The organism is Mucilaginibacter sp. GW822-FHT03E02, assembly GCF_058801545.1.
Genome location: NZ_JBXANJ010000001.1, coordinates 4,217,842 through 4,236,773 on the forward strand (window position 1 = coordinate 4,217,842; position 18,932 = coordinate 4,236,773).

Here is an 18,932-nt window from a genome sequence, read left to right on the forward strand (position 1 = left end):
AATCATTGCAACGTACGTTTTAAATACATACCTTTGATTTGACATGAAAGATACAACCAACCAAACGATACCCACCAAAACCGAAATGGATGTACTACAGGTACTTTGGAAACACGGACCATCAACCGTGCGTTTTGTGCATGATAAGCTTAACGAGCAAAAAGACGCTGTAATTTATACTTCAACCCTGAAGCTGATGCAGGTAATGAAAGAAAAAGGTATGCTTGACCGCGACGAAACCAATATGAAGCATATATACCGCGCCACGCTTGAAGAGGGCAAAGTTAAGGTAAACATGCTTGGCCGCTTTGTTGATTCGATGTACGATGGATCTGCAAGTAACCTGATGGTTGCTTTATTGGGCAGCGATAAAACATCTGATAAAGAATTGCAAAAAATAAAAGAGCTACTGAACAATTTTGATAAAGCTAAATAATTAAATACCCAAAATATGCCGCTGCTTACCACAACCCCCGATACTGCCGGCCGCCTGATACAGGCCTTTAGTTGGATGCTTATCCACTCATTATGGCAGGGCTTGTTAATTGCTGCGCTGACCGTTATCAGCTTAATGCTGGCCCGCAAAGCAAGCGCGGCGGTAAGGTATAACCTGGTGCTTTTACAATTTTTATTGTTTGCCGGTTCATGCGCGCTTACGTTTATATGGATATGGAACAGCAATGCGTTGCAACCCGCTGTAAAGCCGCTTGCAGGTGCTGTAGGCTATAATGCCGCACAGTTTTTTAATTTAAATGCGGCAGGTATAAAAGTATTTACACAAACCTGTGCCAACTACTTTACGGCCAATGCTCCGGTGGTGGTGTTGCTTTGGTTTACGTTGTTTGTGTTTAGGGCTATAAAAATGATGCGGTCGGTACTTTACATCCACCAGGCCAGGCGCAGGTATATATCGGCGCCTGCCCAATACTGGCAACAAAAGGTAACTGCGCTTTGCCAAAAGCTGCAATTAACAAAAGCTGTACAGCTTTTTGAGTCGGGCTATGTAAAAGTGCCTTTGGTAGTAGGGCATTTAAAACCCATCATATTAATACCTGTAGGTTTGCTTGCCGGTTTACCAGCCGGCCAGGTTGAAGCTGTGCTGCTGCATGAGCTGGCCCACATCAGGCGTAATGATTACGTTGTTAATTTTATACAGGTGCTGGTAGAAACCGTTTTCTTTTTCAATCCCGGCCTCCTGTGGATCTCTTCCCTGCTGCGCGATGAGCGCGAAAACTGTTGCGATGATATAGCCCTGGCCCAAACACAAAACAAACGCGAGTTTGTGCAGGCGCTCATCAGCTTTAAAGAGTATTCTTTGTATGGCACGGCATATCAGGTGGCCTTTCCCGGCAAAAAAAATCAATTGCTGCAACGCATCAGCCGGATACTTCAAAATCAAAATAAGGGCATCGGCGCATCCGAAAAAATTTTCTTCCTGGCCGGCATTATCATACTATCGTCAATGGTGGCAACGGCGGCCATTAGCCAGGTAAGGGAAATAACCCGGCATATGGCCAAAACGGAAGTTGTACACAGCAATTCTTTTAACCATAAAGTTACAGCATCTGTTAAGTTAAACGATGGCACAGCGCTAAGCCATCAGGCAAAAACAGATGCCACCTGGGCAAAACATCAACAGTCTTTTGCCGAACCGGCAAGCCTGCCTATGCCAAAAGCACCTGCCGAAATGAAACCGGTTGACCAGCCACAACCTCCGCCGGCGGCCGAAATGCGGGAGAAGCTAAAAAAAGATGCTGCGCGGATGGCTGCTGATGCAGAAAAAGTGATTGCCGACCGCGAATTACTAAACAGCCATGATACCCCGCTTAAACCGCGGCAAGCAGAAACGGCTGATCAAGTCAAACACGATCAGGAACAGGCCCGTAAAGACCAGCAACAGGCCGCTCGCGACCAGGAGCAGGCCAAACGCGATCAGCAGCAGGCTTTGATAGATCAGCAACAAGCCCAAAAAGACCAGGAGCAGGCCAAAAAAGACCAGGAACAGGCCCGTAAAGACCAGGAGCAAGCGTTTAAAGATCAGCAAGCCGTAAAGAAACCAAATGTAAGTGTACAGTTATAAATATACCCGCTAATGGCAGTTAGCAAAGGGAAAGCGCGCCCCTTGCTGCAGGCTTAGCATTTTTTAAACCCAACAGGTTATGCATTTTTAAAACTTGCCGCAAGGCGGGCCGGAATTGTATTGCCTTTTTTTTAACCCACAAATCGTCAAAAATAAAATGAAAACAAACTATTTAAAACATGGCATACTTATAGCCGCCATTGCCTTTACTACGACAGCTTACGCACAAAAAAAAGGAAAGCTAAGCGACGAAGATTACAAATACAGTAATTACGACCAGGTAGTAAACCGCAACGGCAAACAGGTAGAAGAATTTAAAACCAATTGGAATGGCACCGTTTATAAGGCAGAGCTGATAGCCGGGAAACTGACAGAACTTTATGTAGATGGCGAAAAAATACCTGCAGCCAAATGGGGCGAATACAGCACAATAATCAGCAAAATAAGGGAGCAGATTAGGCTGGATAAAATTCAGGCTAAAAAGGACCAGGCACAGGCCGCCCGTGACCAGGTGCAGGCTAAAAAAGATCAGCAACAAGCCCTGAAAGACCAGGAGCAAGCCAAACGCGACCAACAGCAGGCCGTGCGAGACCAGGAACAGGCCAAACGTGATCAGGAGCAAGCTAAGCGCGACCAGGAAAATGCCGCAAATGAACAAGTGCAAGCCCGGCACGACCAGGAAAACGCCGCCCGAGACCAGGAGCAGGCAAAAAAAGATCAGGAGCAGGCCATGAAAGACCAGCAACAAGCCCGGCTTGACCAGATACAGGCTAAAAAAGACCAGGCACAGGCCAAAGCAGACCAGCAACTGGTAAAGCAATTAATAACCGATTTGGTGAGCGATAATATTGTAGCCAATGAAAATAGTGTTCATGATTTAACACTGAATGCCGATGAGATGACGGTTAATGGCAAAAAACAACCCGAAGCGGTTTTTAATAAGTACAAAGAAAAATACAAACGATTCACTGTAAGCAACTTTAGCTACGGCAATCAATCGGGGGTGCATACTTATAATGGGCTGCATATTAGTCATTGAGCCGGGCTATTGATGTGCAGGTTATAGCCTTCAGATGTTTGCAAATGACATTTCTTTTCAGGGGCCTGCGGGCAAACGGGCCCCTTACTGTTAATGCGCGTTTAGGGCATATTGTTCAGCGCCTGTTTTGACCATAAGCACAAACATTCGATGTGCCTGAATTGTGCAAAACCTCAATTTAGTGTTAACCATGAAAAAATCAACACATTGTTTATCAGGTATTTAAAAATTAAATTTCTGAAATATGTTAAGTTATGTTAACCATGTTTATATGCGTTTGCCCTGGTTGAGCTCCCTGATGTTAAGCGCTGCAAATTCGGAAATAATCCCTAATTTTAATTCAATAAACTACTATTCGAAATAGCCGGTTCCGAAATGAAGTACTACACCATCGCTCCACCCGAAATGTTGAAACCTTATGTGAGGTTTTACTGGGTGCTGGAGCATGAGTTATCAGCGGGCGAATCGGAGTATGTTTACCGTTCCATTGCTGATAGCTGCACCGAAATGGTTTTTCATTACCAGTCGACATTTGATGAACTAACCAATAAAGGGGTCGAAAACGGCGGGCCATCAGGCATACAGTTTCAAAGTACACGGTACCGGCGGTTTATAACCACACAAAGCTTTGGCATTTTCGGCGCGTATCTTTATCCTTTCGCGGTACCCATGTTATTTAATACTCCAAGCAGCCAAACCAGTAACCTGGCTTTAGATTATGATACCTTTTTAGGAAATTCAGGCCGGTTGCTGGAAGAGCAGATTATGCTTGCCCCAAATAACCAGCAACGGGCCAATATCTTATCAGCCTATTTAATAAAGCTACTCCGGGGTAGTGCGCTCCGGGACGACAGAATTATCACTTCCATAAGGCAGGTTATCCATGCCAATCAAAACCAAACGGTTGCCCAACTGGCCGATACTTATAACCTATCGGTAAGGCAGTTTGACAGGCGGTTTAAAGAGTACGCGGGCTTTAGTCCCAAAACCTACCTGCGCGTGGTACGCCTGCATAATGCCATTCAACAATACGACAGCAGCAAAACCCTCACACAAATTGCGCTGGATTGCGGCTATTACGACCAATCGCATTTTATACATGATGTAAAAGCGTTTACCGGCTACCATCCCGGCTTTTACTTTTCGGGTAAGGCCGAGGGCTTTATCAGCATTGGTTGAAATTCAGAAGTCAAAATGCCATTAGTCAACAGGAAACAGAGCAACGTTGAAATTTAAAACTATGTCTGGTTTTTACAATTTCGATTAAAGCGGTTAGCCTACATTTGTTTAAAAACCAACCCAAATGGAACCTGAAAAAAGCATCCCCGAAAACTATCAGCGCATTATGCCTTATCTTGTTGTGCCCGATGGCGATAAATTTATTGAGTTTATGAAAACCGTATTTGGCGCTACCGAACAATACAAAGCCATGCGCGATGAAAACACCATAATGCATGCCGAGCTCAACATTAAAGGCAGCACCATTATGTTTGCCGGCTGCACCGATACCTATACCCAGCAAAATGCAGGCATGTTTATTTATGTAGATAACTGCGACGAAATCTACCATAAAGCCCTTGATAACGGAGCCGAGAGCATCATCCCCCCGGCAGATCAGCCTTACGGGCGCAGCGCGGGGGTTAAAGATCCGTTTGGGAATACATGGTGGGTGAACAATGTGATATAGGCTACAGAATTAACGCGATCTAAATAAAGTAACGAATTCTTTTCCGCGGGCTGTGTCCTCACAGCCCGCTATTCCTGTCGCCTGGAGTAAACCAACAGATAAGCAGCAATCAGAACAGGCTTGGCCCCAGGTAGGGTTCTACCGATTTAACATCAGTCATCAAAACAATTTTTCCTGACTTTATCTTCCGCCGGAACCAAAGCCGGGATAAATCATTATCTTGGTTTCAATTTTGAACTGAAACTTCGGCAATAACTAACCTTAAACCAAAAGAATGGAAATCCTGGCAGTGTTTTTTTTAGTGGTCCCCTTTATCATAGCTTCGCTTGGCTCTTATTGGATTGGGTTTCTTGTGCGCAAAAAATTACGCTCGGCAGGCAATAAATACGTTAAGCCCATTGGTATTATAACCGTGGTCATTAGCTTTCTATTTATTTTCGCTGCTATATTCCTTCTCATTACCTACAACTTCCGGATAGAGCGGTAGGTTATTACGTTTTTTCCTGATCAGCCATTCGGCAAATAACAGGTTGGGTACAAAACCCATCCAGGCATCAATCATATATAAATGTACCGGATCTACATACACAAAACCCGAAATGATTGTTTTCCACAAACGCAGAGTGACTGCCGACAGCGTGAGCGCATAGCTCCTGATCATGAATTTTTTATGCGCTGTTACATTGCCCCTTTTTATTTCAATAACAGCCTTGAGGGTAAACCAAAACCACAAACAATCCAAAATAACAAACGCGGTTTTCCCGGGCAGTTGTCCATTGGCATAAATAGCCATGATGAATGCAACCGGGAAATTGAAGAAAATATCATAGGCATATATCTTACCTACCAGCCGGTGGAGTTCTTTATGCTCTTTTAATATGGTATCCGAAAATTGTGTAAATCCGGCCAATAACGTGAATATGATGGTGAACACATGGCAATAAAACGCAATTTTCCATGGAAGGATATGCAAGTATGCTTGTTTGAATTGCAGGAAACCTATATTATCCTGCATGGGGATATAGCGCACAATCCCTATCAGCATTAAAAATGTGGCCATGCTAAGCAACAGGTAAATGCCAATGGTTTTGATGATATATTTTGCTGTTTCCAGTGATTTGATAATTTGAGGACTACGCCATGGTTAAAAATAGCAATAATGTTTTCTAATTGTTTCTTTACTTTTTTCCTGCAATCCAACAGTGGCATAAATCCAACGGATTCCGGTTCAGAAAGATTTTCAAGGGAAGTATTAAATACCGGTACCCCTAAACCAACAAGCACCGTCTAACCAACAACTCTACAACTTCAGCTTAAATATAAACCCGGTTGCTAAACCCAGTTGCTGGTTGTTTAGCAGCAGCCCTGTGTTGTGCGTGTAAAACGCATCGTAGTGTTTGGCATTGATGAAATAGCCTATGCGTGGGCTTAGTTCAAAGGTGAGGTTAAGGCCGTACAGCCAGCTTTGTTGGGTATAGTAGTCGGTTTTGTGTTTGCTTAGTTTTATTGTCGAAAAGCCAAACATGGGTGATAGCATTATGGGATGGCCTGCTTTATTGAAAATAAAATTGTAGGTAAAGTCAAAGTCCGACTCATAGTTTTTTATGCCGCCGATACCGTAATTAAACTGCCCGTCGAACAAGAAAAACAGTTCGTGGTACAGCCGGAACTGCGTATTAATGTTGAACCCATAAATACTGATGCCGCTGACACTTTTTGATAATGCCGGCTGATAACCCGACAGGTTAAGCGGAAGCTTGTTGATGCCGAGGATATAACGGACGTTATCATCAATCATATAGTTAACAATTACCGTCAGTACATTTTTACGCTTTTGCTTAGTCCCTGCGGTATCAACCAATGGTGGGGCTATACTGGTAAAACCCGTATCTGCTTTGGTAATGATCATTTGCCCGGGGGCATCAGCTGAAGGCTTTGCAGGATTGCTGACTTTTATATCTTCCGAAAATTCGGGGATGATGCTGGGGTAGGGCAGGCGCTTTACCCCGCCGGTATCAATACTTGTTGATTGGTAGTCGATCACCGTATTTAGGTCGAACTTACCGTGATGGGTAATACTGATTTCTTTTACCCCATCCAGGTACCACTTATGCCCCAGCTGCCGGTAATCGGTGATTCCGGTATTTTTATCAATAGGGATGAATATAGTGTGGGTAACGTGGTATTTGGTAATGGCTATGCGCACAAAGGCATAGGTAGCGGTATCAATGTATAAAGTACCACCATTGCCCTTATTTTTGGTGCCATAAAAATTAACCACAAACACGCGGTGGCCATTTATCCAATCTTTGCCATTCAGGGTGTATTGATAATCTTTGGATTTGATATCGAGTACATCCATACGGCTGTGTACATAATCGCGGGTTACGGCATCGGTATAGCCGGCCAGCCAATGCACATTCAGGTCAGAGTTTGGATTTGCTGCTATTGTATCTTTCTTGTGCACCAGCATTACATTGGGTCGGCTGTTATCGGTATAAGGCGGATAGTACATTTTAACCTGGGCATTATTATGGTAAAAGTACTGATAGGTCGCGCTGTCGCGGGCTTCGTGTACCATCTGTATGTCGCCGTTGATAATGATACTTTTATCCGGGTAGTTTTGCGGAATTTTACGGATAGCCCGGTGTACAATGCTTTCGCTGTTTGCAATTACCACCTCGACCAGCTGGCGCGTGGCAGGTATTAATTGAATGTTATAGGGGACATCCAGCTTAAAGGACTGCTGCTGTTGCTGGTAACCAATGCAGGTAACATGAATACCAAACTGTACGGCCACCTCTTTTTTTACAACCAGTACAAACTCGCCATCGGCATTGGTGGATGTGCCGTAATTGCCCATTTTAATAGTAGCCCCAGGTATGCCCCGCCCGGTTTTGGCATCGGCAACTTTACCATTTAGCGTAACTATCTGTGCAATTGACGCCGAGCAGCAAAATATGAGCAATAAAAAGCATCCTGATACTTTTTTTATCATTGTGTTTTGGGTTTTGGTATAACAAATAAACGGTACCGGCCGGATGCAGGGAGCGATAAGTCTATTTAACCTAAAAGGTAAGTATTATTTATGGAAATTATTAAGCCACCGCATCATTAATAAAAATTAAATTTATAACATGATCCAGTTTCCTCATTTCCGTTTAAAAAAAGCACTTGCAGCTATATTGCTATGCTCAATTACTTGCGTTGCTATGGCTCAAACCGATAGCGTATACAAGCAGTTGCCAGATGCGCGGCAAAAAGTGCCGTTGTACATCATCAACTCGGATATTATTGGTGGCGGCGGCTCTATTAATGTTAGCAACATTAAAGCGATAAACGTTTTAAAAGGCAATGTGCCCGATTTGGCCCGGTATAAAAACCTGGATAAATATGGGGTTATTATATTTATACTTAAGGATAGTGTGAAGGTAGAAGCTAAGTCGTTAAACGATATTAAGCTTTGGCTAAATATGAAGGGCGAGGCTGATTTTGCGGTTGATGGTTTTTTTGTCGAGAATAAAAACTTACGGGTAGCTACTGCAGATATCAACGAGATTAACGTGATAAAAAAAGACCAGCAAAATAAGCTGCTCAATGATGTAATTAACGTTTGGACCATACCTCCCGGCTCCCGAAAAGGCGAAGCGCCCCACAGCAATCCAGGTAAACCAGGCGAAATTTATATCAGGTGATGGATTGTTGTTATATTAGTGAAAACAACATAACAATGAGAACAACATTTGAGTTATCAAATAATACATCATCCGAAATAACCATAGTTCATGAGCCCGAATGCTTCGAATTTCAGCTTCCGGTAAATGAAAATATCACTATTGAAACCAACGCCTGCACGGAAAGCATAGTTTTAAATGTCTGGGAACTTAATGGAGCAGTAGGAATTTCTATCCTTGGTGATAAAAGCCATTATAACGTATACCATAAAGGCGAAAATGTATTTGAAAAATATATGGACTGAATTTGAATGCAGGCTATGACCTAACCGCTCTTCAGCTTCGTTGGAATGTGGGCTTTGAAAACCTGGTGCTGCTTCGGGCCTTACTATACACCTAACCCACATTCAAGCCCCTCTTTCCTGCGCAGCAGGAGAGAGGGATGGCGAGCGAAGCAATGCCAGGGTGAGTCTTCGCCGCCAGGCTTCTCGCCCATCACATCTCACAGCACCTGGTTAAACTCCAGCCTTTCCCCATCGGGCCCGGTGATGTTGAAATATCTACAGCCGTTTTTCCAGAACTGCAGGAACACAGGTTCAGGTTCAATCACGTTAAAACCCGCCTCGGTTATCACCTTAAAGGCCTCGTCGATATCGCTTACATCAAACGCCACATGATCTATGTGTCCGTTGCTTCTTGAACGGATTGCAGGCAGGCCCGCATCGGGCAGCTGGTACAGCTCCATGATGATATTACCGCTTTGCATCATTACACAGGTGCCTGTACCGCCGTTATCGGTAAACGGCGCTTCCATTACGTTGCCGAAGCCAAGGCGACTGTAAAAAAACTGCGATGCCTCCAGGTTGGTTACCGGCACGCCAATGTGCTGGATAGCGTTGATTTTAAAATTGATAGCGTTGCTCATAACAGGTAGCTGTTTTATTGTTTTAGTATAGGTAAAAGTTGCTTAACGAAGTTAAATCATTTTACACAGTGTTAACACATTTGCCATAAATTGCTGTTAAACTTGCATCGAAATCAATCATAGATGAAAATTGGAATCGTATGTTACCCAACCTTTGGCGGAAGCGGGGTTGTTGCTACCGAACTTGGTAAAGCACTTGCAAACCGCGGTCACCAGGTACATTTTGTTACCTATAACCAGCCTGCACGGTTAGACCTTTTTTCTGAAAACCTTTTTTACCACGAGGTTTCGGTAAGCAATTACCCGCTGTTTGATTTCCCGCCTTATGAACTGGCCCTGGCCAGCCGTTTGGTTGATGTAGTACGCCATGAGCAATTAGATGTATTGCATGTGCATTATGCTATACCACATGCTTCGGCAGCATTTATGGCTAAACAAATACTGGCCACTTATGGCATCTATATCCCCGTAGTTACCACCCTGCATGGTACCGATATTACACTGGTTGGTAAAGACCGTACATTTAAACCGGTAGTTACCTTTTCTATCAATAAATCGGATGGCGTAACCGCCGTATCCGAAAACCTGCGATCAGACACGTATAAATTTTTTGATATCGAAAACGATATTAAAGTGATCCCCAACTTTATTGACTTAACCCGTTTCAGCCTTAAAGCAAAAGACCACTTTAAAAAAGCGATAGCGCCATTTGGCGAAAAGATACTGGTGCACACCTCCAACTTCCGTAAGGTAAAACGTACCGAAGATGTGGTGAAGATATTTGCCCAGGTGATTAAATCCATCCCCTCAAAATTATTAATGGTGGGCGATGGCCCCGAACGCTCGGGCTGCGAGCAGTTATGCCGCGATCTTGGCGTTACCGATAATGTACGCTTTTTGGGCAAGCAGGATGCCATTGAGGAGATCCTATCGGTAGCAGATTTATTCCTGATGCCATCACAATCCGAGAGCTTTGGTTTGGCAGCGCTGGAGGCCATGGCATGCAAGGTGCCGGTGATCAGCAGTAACGCCGGCGGTTTACCCGAGCTGAACGTCGACGGCGAAACCGGCTTTTTGAACAATGTTGGCGACGTAGACGGTATGGCCGAACGGGCCATATACATCCTGGAAGATGAAGCCCGCCTGGAAACCTTTAAAAACAATGCCCTTGCCCGCGCCAAACTATTCGACCTGGCCACCATACTCCCGCTTTATGAAAATTACTACATTGAAGTGGTAGAACGCAGCAAAGATAAGGTGGTGTAAAGAGCCTCACACAACCCTCGCCAATGCTATTAAGTTAAGTAATTAAGGTCGATTTAATATCGAACACTGAATATCCAATTTCGAATAATGAAGGAAAAACTTCGGTGTTGGATATTCGAAATTCAGTGTTCGATATTATTTTTCACTTCTGCTTCTCTTAACTTAATAGCAACTGGGTAGGTATACCGATCTTTTAGAAATCTGCACATCCAAAACGGCTCAGCCCTCAATAAAGTTAATCTGCACACCTGAAATCTGCATATCTGCACATTTAACGCAACTTTGTAACAATCTCACATCCCTCCAATAATCTGCATATCCGCACATTTGAAATTTGAACATTTATTGCACCTTTGCAAAAACTACTAATATTCAATATCAATGAAAGAAGGGCTTAAAATTGCCATTGGCGCCGATCATGCCGGCTTCGATTATAAACAAGCTTTATCGGCCGATATCCCGGCCGATCAGTTAAAAGATTTCGGTACCTATTCCAATACCTCTGTTGACTACCCCGATTTTGCACATCCGGTAGCGTCAGCAGTTGAAAGTGGTGAGTGCGATTTAGGCATCCTGGTTTGCGGCAGCGCCAACGGCGTAGCCATTACCGCCAATAAACACCAGGGCATCCGCGCTGCCATTTGCTGGAACGAAGAACTGGCCGTACTGGCCCGCAGCCATAACAACGCCAATATTGTATGTATCCCCGCCCGCTTCATCAGTATCGACGAAGCTAAAAAAATAGTACAGGCATTTTTCACCACCGAATTTGAAGGGGGCCGCCATGCCACCAGGGTAGGAAAAATTTCCTGCTGATTTTAGGTGAAAGGGTAAAGGTAAAAGGCGAAAGGCAGAAAACGACCTGGGCTACAACTCATTCCTTTCATTCCTGTGCAGCGGTCTTGATACTTGATACTCGCTACTTGATACTAAAAAAGCAGCAGTCTTGATACTCGCTACTTGATACTAAAAAAGAAACTGACTTAATTAATTACCATACATGAAAAAAGTAACATTACTGGCGTTTTCTGCTGCAATAGCGGTTAATGCCTGTGCGCAGCAAAACCCTACTGCCATGAAGTACGGGAAGCTGATTACGGCCGAGGATGCCAAAAAACATTTGAGCATCCTGGCCTCTGACGAATTTGAAGGCCGGGAAACCGGTAAGCCCGGGGCCGAAAAAGCCGCAAACTACATAGCCGGCGAATTTAAAAAATTAGGGCTGCAGGCCCCGGTAAACGGATCGTACTTCTTTAACGTTCCCCTGGTACAAAGCGCATTAAAAGTATCGGCCTTTACTGTTAATGGCAAACCATTTGTTTTAGGGCAGGATTTTATACCTAACGGTACTGTGCCCGATAAAAATGTAAGTGGCAGCGAAGTTGTATTTGTGGGCTTCGGCACCGAAAGCGAAATAGGATCAACTGATCTTGCGGGCAAAGTAGTGTTGTGGATAAACGAGGATAAACCCGAAGAAGGAAAAACACCAAATGTGGCTGTACGCATGACCACTGCGCGTTTAAAAGTATTTGCCAACCTGCAAAGTAAAAAACCCGCTATTATTTTGGCCGCCAACGGCGATTTAACTGCTTTACTTAAACGTTTCGGCAGGAGTATTGCAAGCCCGCGTTTAACTATCAAAGAAGATGCAGCTAAAGCCAATGCAGGCGTGCCTGTTTTTCATGTAACTACAGCGATAGCTGATGAACTGGTAAAATCAACAGGAAAAACTTATAGCGATTTAAAATCCGCCGCTGCAACTACACCTATTGTAACCACAAAAGCCGATTTTACAGCCAATTTTTCAAATGACCGTACCGACGTTAAAGCTGTTGACGTTGTAGGCTTTATGCCAGGCACCGATTTAAAAGACGAAGTGCTGGTGTTTTCGGCCCATTATGACCATATCGGGTTAGAGGCTGACCCTAAAGCTAAAGACAAAGTAAATAACGGTGCTGATGACGACGGATCGGGCACTACGGGTATTCTTGAAATTGCCCGTGCGTTTTCGAAAGCTAAAAAAGACGGCCACGGCCCACGCCGCAGTGTTTTATTTTTAGGCAACGTTGGCGAAGAAAAAGGTCTCTTAGGCTCTGAATACTATACTGATCATCCTATTTATCCATTGGCTAATACCATTACCGATCTAAATATCGACATGATTGGCCGCGTAGGCGAAGAATACATCGGCAAGCCCGATTCTGCTAACTATGTATACCCTATCGGCTCGGCTATGCTAAGCAAAGATTTGCATGATATTGGCGAAAACGCTAACAATACTTATACCCACCTAAAACTGGATTATAAATATGATGATCCTAATGATCCCAACCGTTTTTATTACCGCAGCGATCATTACAACTTTGCAAAACATGGCGTACCCATTATTTTCTACTTCAACGGCGTACATGCCGATTATCATCAGCCAGGCGATGAAGTAAGCAAAATTAACTTCCCGTTACTGGCAAAACGTGCGCAATTGGTATTTTACACGGGTTGGGAGTTAGCCAATCGTGATAAAAAACCGGTTGTTGATGGAGCGAAATAGTTTTGAGTAATAAGTAGTGAGTTTTGAGTTAAAAATAATCGACGGAATTAATATTTCTGCGTTTTAACTCAAAACTCATTACTCAAAACTCACCACTTCCCACTAAAATCCCTAAATTCGCATATATGGGAAGCACTGCCGAGGAATTTTTGGTTGCATCAGAGGAGAAGGTATTTGATGCAGACCACCGCCGTATTATCAATAACAGTATTGATAAGTACAACGCGGCTGCAGCAAGCGGCATATCGCGCATAGCAAATCTGGATAATGCCAAGAAAAAAGGCCATGTGATCAAGTGGAAGGTGATGGAAAACCTGGACAAGTTTTTGCCCGAGTTTGAAGCCAATTTCCAGCGCAGGGGCGGCAAAGTGATCTGGGCCAATGATGCCGAAGAGGCCAACCGCGAAATCTTGAACATTATTCAAAAGGCAAAAGCCAAAACGGTTGTAAAATCCAAATCGATGGTAACTGAAGAAATTCATCTGAATGAATTTTTGAAAGAAAACCACATCGAATCATTAGAAACCGATCTTGGCGAATACATTGTACAACTATTAGGGCAAGCACCTTACCATATTGTTACCCCGGCAATGCACCTGAGCAAGGAGGATATTGCCAAACTATTCAATCAGCATTTCGGCACTCCTTTAGATGCCACAGCCGAGGAGCTAACCCTCAAAGCACGGGAATTACTACGGGACAAATACCTGCAGGCCGATGTTGGCATAACCGGCGCTAATTTCCTGCTGGCCGATACGGGTAGCGTAGCCATCAGCGAAAATGAGGGAAACGCCCGCTTGTGCACCACCTTCCCGAAGATTCATATTGCGGTGGTGGGTATAGAAAAAGTTATTCCCTCTATAACCGATCTTGATTTATTTTGGCCAATGCTGTCAACCCACGGTACAGGGCAAAACCTTACCGTTTACAATACCATATTAAACGGCCCGCGCCAGCCTAATGAAACCGATGGCCCCGAAGAAATGTACGTGGTGTTGCTTGATAACGGCCGCACCAACTTGCTGGCTCAAAAAGAGCAACGCCAGGGCTTATATTGCATTCGTTGCGGGGCCTGCCTCAATGTATGCCCGGTTTACCAGAATGTGGGTGGTCACACGTACAACACTACTTATAGCGGCCCTATTGGCGCTATTATAACGCCGCATACCGATGGTATGGAGGAATTTAAACACCTAAGCTACGCATCAAGCCTTTGCGGCCGTTGCACCGAGGTTTGCCCGGTTAAGATAGATATTCACAAAATGCTGTTGCTTAACCGCCGCGACGCCGTTAATGAGGGCCTGGTAACCACCAAAGAGCGCTGGGGCTGGGCCGTTTGGAAAAAAGGAATGCTGAAACGCAGTCTGACAGATTTTTTTGGCGGCAAAATGAAAAACTTTTTCCTTCGTTTTTTCTTTAAAAATACCTGGGGACATTTAAGGGAAATGCCCGAAGTTGCCGAAAAATCGTTCACCAGGCAATGGCAGGAAAAACACCAGGGCGAAGAATAATCGTAAATCCATCCACCATGCGAAAAGTAATTTTAAATCTGGCCATGAGCCTTGATGGCTACATTGAGGGCCCAAACGGAGAGTACGACTGGTGTTTTGCCGATCAGGATTATGGGATGACGGAATTTTTGAACCAAGCTGACGCCATATTCCTGGGCCGTAAAAGTTACGAAATGTTCATTGATACTGATCCCGGGTTGTTCGCGGCGCTTAAAATGTACGTGTTTACCGATACGCTAACCTCTGTTGCTGGCAACGCAGAAATCATTCGCTCTGCAGATTTTGACCTTCGTGTTGATGAGATAAGGCATCAGCCGGGAGGAAGCATCTGGCTGTTTGGCGGCGCCGAATTGGTGGCCGCGTTTGTGGCTAAAAAGCAAATTAACGAGTTTTTACTATCTGTACACCCGGTGATATTGGGCGCAGGCAAACAGTTGTTTGATGTTAAAGGCCGTACCGACCTGATGTTCCTGGGTTGCGAAACCTTTTCGAGCGGCCTGGTGCAGTTGCGCTACACTTTTAAGCCGCAATTTGATATGGATATGATTGATTTTTAAAATCGCTTACAAAACACCCAATGTCTTCAGTTCATCCGCTAATTCGTCGGCCGATTTAAAATGAATGGTTTTGATGCCCATCTTTTCTGATGCCAAAACATTGCGGTAATTGTCGTCAATAAATAAGGCTTCGGCAGGGTTAACGTTATATCTATCGAGCAGGATCTGGAAAAACTCAGGCGCCGGCTTACGCATTTTTTCGGTACCGGATACTACTACGCCATCAAACCAGTTTAAAAAATCAAAACGGGCCTGTGCAAAAGGAAATGTCTCTGCCGACCAATTGGTGAGCGCGTAGATTTTATATTTATTACTCGCCTTTAACTGTTTAAAAATCTCGACGGTGCCATGAAAAGGTTCGCCTAACATTTCTATCCACCGGCCATAAAACGCCCTGATATTGGCCTCGTGCTCCGGGAACTGAGCTACCAGCAAATCGGTGCCCTCTTGTAACGACCGGCCGGCATCCTGTTCTTCGTTCCAGTCCGAAGTGCAAACATTGGCGAGGAAATCGTGCATTTCCTGCTCGTCGTCAAATATTGTTTTGTAAACGTAGTGCGGGTTCCAGTCTATCAAAACTGCGCCAAGGTCGAATATGATGGTATTGATCATTTCTTATCAGTATGCTCGTAAATTTTTGCGTCGGTTACTACAGAATCTTTAAGGGATAGGATTAGCTGTTTAACGTATAGTGGTTTTCCAGGTTTCCTTATCTCTAAAATTTCGTAAAGCATCTCACTCTTGCTGCTTTGCTGCGGACGGTGTAGTAAGTGAATCACCTCCTGGTATTTTAACCCTTTGAGTTTTTGGTTTTGCAGTAAATCGTCAACCATGCCATCGCGATAGCTAAATGTTAAGCCATCGCCATCGTTCCAATCGTCCCGGTTAAATTTAGAATGACTTTTACAGGCCGCAAACGACAGCGTAATGAAACAAAAAAGAATGATGAGTTTTTTGTTGCGCATTGAAGTAATTTTCACAGATCAAATATAACTACGAATAGTAAAATTGACGAATGAATAACAAGACTTCCAAAGTTTTAAAACGGCGAAGCCCTCAACGAGGCCAAAAACAATATTATCGAGTTAAACTTCGGAAGTCTAAGCGCCTATTACTTAGCGTTCAACAAATAGCCTTTAAAATCTTCAAAGTCCTTGCTGATAGATATCGCCAATTTTGTTTTTGATTCCAGTTCTTTCACCTGCGCGGGCACATTAATTTTAGCGGTTATTTCGGCGCTAAATACATCGGGGAATTTACAAGGGTGAGCGGTTGATAAAAACACGCCTGCGGTATCTGCACTGGCGTGATCATGCTGATAATCTGTCAATGCCTGCCAGGCAATAGCGGTATGCGGGCAAACCACGTAATTATAAGTATCAAATACCCAATTGATGGCTTTTACTGTTTCATCATCGTTATAAGTAAAGCCTGTCACTAATTTCTTCAGCTCATCCATATCTGTTTTAAACAGATCGGCAATGCGTACCCAATTGCTCGGGTTGCCCACGTCCATGGCGTTTGACAAGGTTGCCACCGATGGTTTTGGCTGATAAATACCTGTTTTTAAAAACTCGGGCACGGTATCATTTGCATTTGTAGCTGCTATAAACTTTTCGACAGGTAAGCCCATTTTCCAGGCCAATAAACCGGCACCGATATTGCCAAAGTTCCCGCTTGGTACCGAGAAGATTACCTTTTTAACACCCTGCCTTAGCAACTGCGCGTAAGCATTAAAGTAATAAAAGGTTTGCGGCACCAAACGCGCAATATTAATAGAATTGGCCGATGTCAGGCGGAATTTTGCGTTCAGTTCGGGATCGGTAAAAGCTTGTTTAACCAAAGCCTGGCAATCATCAAACGTGCCATCAACCTCAAGGGCGCGAATATTTTGCCCGTTTGTGGTTAATTGCTGTTCCTGCACACCGCTTACTTTGCCTTTAGGGTATAATATAGTAACCCTTGTATTGGGTACACCTAAAAAGCCTAAGGCTACGGCGCCGCCGGTATCGCCGCTGGTAGCAACCAGTACATCCAGCTGTTTTTCGCCTTCTTCTAAAAAGTAGCTCATTACACGGCTCATGAACCGGGCGCCAAAATCTTTAAACGCTAAAGACGGGCCGTGGAAAAGTTCCAGCACGTGCACGTTATCATCCAGCTTTACAACCGGCGCATCAAAGTTGATGGCGTCATCTATCAAAGCTTTCAAATCATCAGCCGGCATCGCATCGCCTAAAAGATTTTTAGCTACTTCAAAGGCAATTTCGGGCAGGGTGTACTTGTCCAGGTTATTGATAAAATCGTCACTCAAACGCGGGATGCTGATAGGCATATATAAACCCTTATCCTGTGGCATACTGTTAAAAACCGCGTCTTTAAAAGATACTTCTGATTGAATATTATTGGTACTGTAGAGTTTCATTTTGATTTGGGAATTCGGATGTTCGATTTCGGATTTGTTTTTTTCTCCCGTCATTGCGAGGTACGAAGCAATCTCTTTAGGACTGGCTGTATACCAAGCTTATTCGCCCGACATCTCGGGGATTGCTTCGTACCTCGCAATGACGGGTGAGTTTTTGACTTTTGAATTTTTACTTTTGACTTAAAGAACCCTCGGCCCGGCATCATTTATCGTTGATACGTAGCCATTAGAGCCTATTTTTAAACCGGTTAAATGTTTTTGTAGTTTTTGGGTTATGCGGTGCGCTGTATCCTCATCTTTTGTGAAGGCAAAAACAGAAGGGCCAGAGCCGGAGATACCAAAGCTCACCGCGCCTAATTCCATCGCCATTTCGCGCATTTTGTAAAAATCAGGAATCAGCATGGAACGTACCGGTTCAACCAACACATCCTTCATACTGCGGCCCATCAGGTCAATATCATTCATAAACAAGCCGCTTACCAGGCCTGCAATATTACCCCATTGGGTTACTGCATCTTTCATCTGGATGTTTTTACGGATTATCTGGCGCGCTTCCCTTGTTGGTACATCCACATCAGGAAATACGATAGCACACCACAAGCCGGCCGGATGCGGCAAACGCACTACATCCAAAGGTTCATAACTGCGGATAAGTACAAAACCGCCCAATAATGCCGGGGCAACATTATCTGCATGGCCATGACCGCAAGCCATCTCTTCGCCCTTCATTGCAAAGGGCAGCAATTTTGCAGGATCGCTATCATCGCCTAACAAGGTTTTAATAGCAAACAAACCGGCAACGGTACTGGCCGAACTTGAACCCAACCCGCTACCTATCGGCATTTTTTTATGCAGTTCAATATCCAATCCAATATCGGTACGGCCAACACTTTGTAAGTAATGCTGAACGCTCACGCTCACCGTATTTTTAGCGGGATCCATTGGCAAACGCCCGTCATCGCCTGTAATTTTGCTTATAGTGATGCCTGGTTTATTGGTCATCCGCATAATCACCTCGTCGCCCGGCTCGTTAACGGCAAAGCCCAGCACATCAAAGCCGCAAACTACGTTGGCAACCGTTGCCGGGGCAAAAACGTGTACGCCCCGCCCGCCCCCTGAAGGGGGTGCCAAAGAGGGTTTAGTTGTTTCGAATGTCTTATTATCTTCCATATAAATTTATCAAACTATAGTTCCCCCTTCAGGGGGGTAGGGGGCTTAAGGGA

19 protein-coding genes are annotated in these 18,932 nt (G+C 44.3%); 12 read left to right on the plus strand and 7 right to left on the minus strand.

Features of this window, described 5'->3' with window-relative positions; all coding sequences use genetic code 11:
* Positions 1-43 precede the first annotated feature (43 nt).
* From AC1RM2_RS17575 to AC1RM2_RS17595, 5 genes are all read left to right on the plus strand, one after another.
* A complete protein-coding gene (locus AC1RM2_RS17575; RefSeq protein WP_492986483.1) occupies positions 44-436 on the plus strand; it encodes a BlaI/MecI/CopY family transcriptional regulator in 393 nt (130 codons plus the stop codon).
* A 15-nt stretch (positions 437-451) separates the two neighbouring features.
* Complete coding sequence (locus tag AC1RM2_RS17580) at positions 452-2,080, plus strand: M56 family metallopeptidase (RefSeq protein WP_492986484.1); 1,629 nt, start codon at positions 452-454, stop codon at positions 2,078-2,080.
* A gap of 157 nt (positions 2,081-2,237) precedes the next feature.
* The gene (locus AC1RM2_RS17585; protein ID WP_492986485.1) at positions 2,238-3,119 is read left to right on the plus strand and encodes a hypothetical protein; all 882 of its coding nucleotides are present in this window, start codon (positions 2,238-2,240) and stop codon (positions 3,117-3,119) included.
* A 375-nt stretch (positions 3,120-3,494) separates the two neighbouring features.
* Positions 3,495-4,298, plus strand: coding sequence for a helix-turn-helix domain-containing protein (locus AC1RM2_RS17590; protein WP_492986486.1), 804 nt, complete (start codon positions 3,495-3,497; stop codon positions 4,296-4,298).
* A 124-nt stretch (positions 4,299-4,422) separates the two neighbouring features.
* Positions 4,423-4,806, plus strand: coding sequence for a VOC family protein (locus tag AC1RM2_RS17595; RefSeq protein ID WP_492986487.1), 384 nt, complete (start codon positions 4,423-4,425; stop codon positions 4,804-4,806).
* Between the two features lie 427 nt (positions 4,807-5,233).
* Here AC1RM2_RS17595 and AC1RM2_RS17600 read toward each other — a convergent pair whose 3' ends face one another.
* Both AC1RM2_RS17600 and AC1RM2_RS17605 read right to left on the minus strand, forming a co-directional pair.
* The gene (locus AC1RM2_RS17600) at positions 5,234-5,866 is read right to left on the minus strand and encodes a DUF2306 domain-containing protein (RefSeq protein ID WP_492986488.1); all 633 of its coding nucleotides are present in this window, start codon (positions 5,864-5,866) and stop codon (positions 5,234-5,236) included.
* 240 nt (positions 5,867-6,106) lie between these two features.
* Positions 6,107-7,804 carry a carboxypeptidase-like regulatory domain-containing protein gene (locus AC1RM2_RS17605; RefSeq protein WP_492986489.1) on the minus strand — a complete coding sequence of 566 codons (1,698 nt, stop codon included), beginning with the start codon at positions 7,802-7,804 and terminating at the stop codon, positions 6,107-6,109.
* Positions 7,805-7,943: 139 nt separating this feature from the next.
* Between AC1RM2_RS17605 and AC1RM2_RS17610 the strand changes: the two genes are divergently transcribed.
* Positions 7,944-8,501 (plus strand): hypothetical protein, encoded by a 558-nt coding sequence (locus tag AC1RM2_RS17610; protein ID WP_492986490.1) that lies wholly within the window; start codon positions 7,944-7,946, stop codon positions 8,499-8,501.
* A 35-nt stretch (positions 8,502-8,536) separates the two neighbouring features.
* Positions 8,537-8,785, plus strand: coding sequence for a hypothetical protein (locus AC1RM2_RS17615; RefSeq protein WP_492986491.1), 249 nt, complete (start codon positions 8,537-8,539; stop codon positions 8,783-8,785).
* Positions 8,786-8,982: 197 nt separating this feature from the next.
* Here the strand turns inward: AC1RM2_RS17615 and AC1RM2_RS17620 are convergent, their stop codons facing one another.
* Complete coding sequence (locus AC1RM2_RS17620; protein WP_492986492.1) at positions 8,983-9,405, minus strand: VOC family protein; 423 nt, start codon at positions 9,403-9,405, stop codon at positions 8,983-8,985.
* Between the two features lie 123 nt (positions 9,406-9,528).
* On the opposite strand from AC1RM2_RS17620, the gene bshA reads away from it, so the two are divergent.
* The 5 genes from bshA to AC1RM2_RS17645 all read left to right on the plus strand — a co-directional run bounded on the left by bshA (position 9,529) and on the right by AC1RM2_RS17645 (position 15,287).
* On the plus strand, positions 9,529-10,671 hold the full coding sequence (gene bshA / locus AC1RM2_RS17625; protein WP_492986493.1) for an N-acetyl-alpha-D-glucosaminyl L-malate synthase BshA: 1,143 nt from the start codon (positions 9,529-9,531) through the stop codon (positions 10,669-10,671).
* A 381-nt stretch (positions 10,672-11,052) separates the two neighbouring features.
* Positions 11,053-11,487: a ribose 5-phosphate isomerase B gene (rpiB, locus tag AC1RM2_RS17630; RefSeq protein WP_492986494.1), complete on the plus strand. Its 435-nt coding sequence runs from the start codon at positions 11,053-11,055 to the stop codon at positions 11,485-11,487.
* A 184-nt stretch (positions 11,488-11,671) separates the two neighbouring features.
* Positions 11,672-13,219, plus strand: coding sequence for a M28 family peptidase (locus AC1RM2_RS17635; protein ID WP_492986495.1), 1,548 nt, complete (start codon positions 11,672-11,674; stop codon positions 13,217-13,219).
* A 125-nt stretch (positions 13,220-13,344) separates the two neighbouring features.
* Positions 13,345-14,730 carry a LutB/LldF family L-lactate oxidation iron-sulfur protein gene (locus tag AC1RM2_RS17640; RefSeq protein ID WP_492986496.1) on the plus strand — a complete coding sequence of 462 codons (1,386 nt, stop codon included), beginning with the start codon at positions 13,345-13,347 and terminating at the stop codon, positions 14,728-14,730.
* Between the two features lie 17 nt (positions 14,731-14,747).
* Positions 14,748-15,287: a dihydrofolate reductase family protein gene (locus AC1RM2_RS17645; protein ID WP_492986497.1), complete on the plus strand. Its 540-nt coding sequence runs from the start codon at positions 14,748-14,750 to the stop codon at positions 15,285-15,287.
* Positions 15,288-15,293: 6 nt separating this feature from the next.
* Here the strand turns inward: AC1RM2_RS17645 and AC1RM2_RS17650 are convergent, their stop codons facing one another.
* The 4 genes from AC1RM2_RS17650 to AC1RM2_RS17665 form a co-directional block, all read right to left on the minus strand.
* A complete protein-coding gene (locus AC1RM2_RS17650) occupies positions 15,294-15,899 on the minus strand; it encodes an HAD family hydrolase (RefSeq protein WP_492986498.1) in 606 nt (201 codons plus the stop codon).
* Positions 15,896-16,267 (minus strand): hypothetical protein, encoded by a 372-nt coding sequence (locus tag AC1RM2_RS17655; RefSeq protein ID WP_492986499.1) that lies wholly within the window; start codon positions 16,265-16,267, stop codon positions 15,896-15,898. Before AC1RM2_RS17655 ends, AC1RM2_RS17650 begins: the two co-directional genes overlap by 4 nt.
* A gap of 131 nt (positions 16,268-16,398) precedes the next feature.
* Positions 16,399-17,709, minus strand: a complete 1,311-nt coding sequence (gene thrC, locus AC1RM2_RS17660; protein ID WP_492986500.1) for a threonine synthase — start codon at positions 17,707-17,709, stop codon at positions 16,399-16,401.
* Positions 17,710-17,889: 180 nt separating this feature from the next.
* A complete protein-coding gene (locus AC1RM2_RS17665; protein ID WP_492986501.1) occupies positions 17,890-18,879 on the minus strand; it encodes a homoserine kinase in 990 nt (329 codons plus the stop codon).
* Between the last annotated feature and the right edge of the window lie 53 nt (positions 18,880-18,932).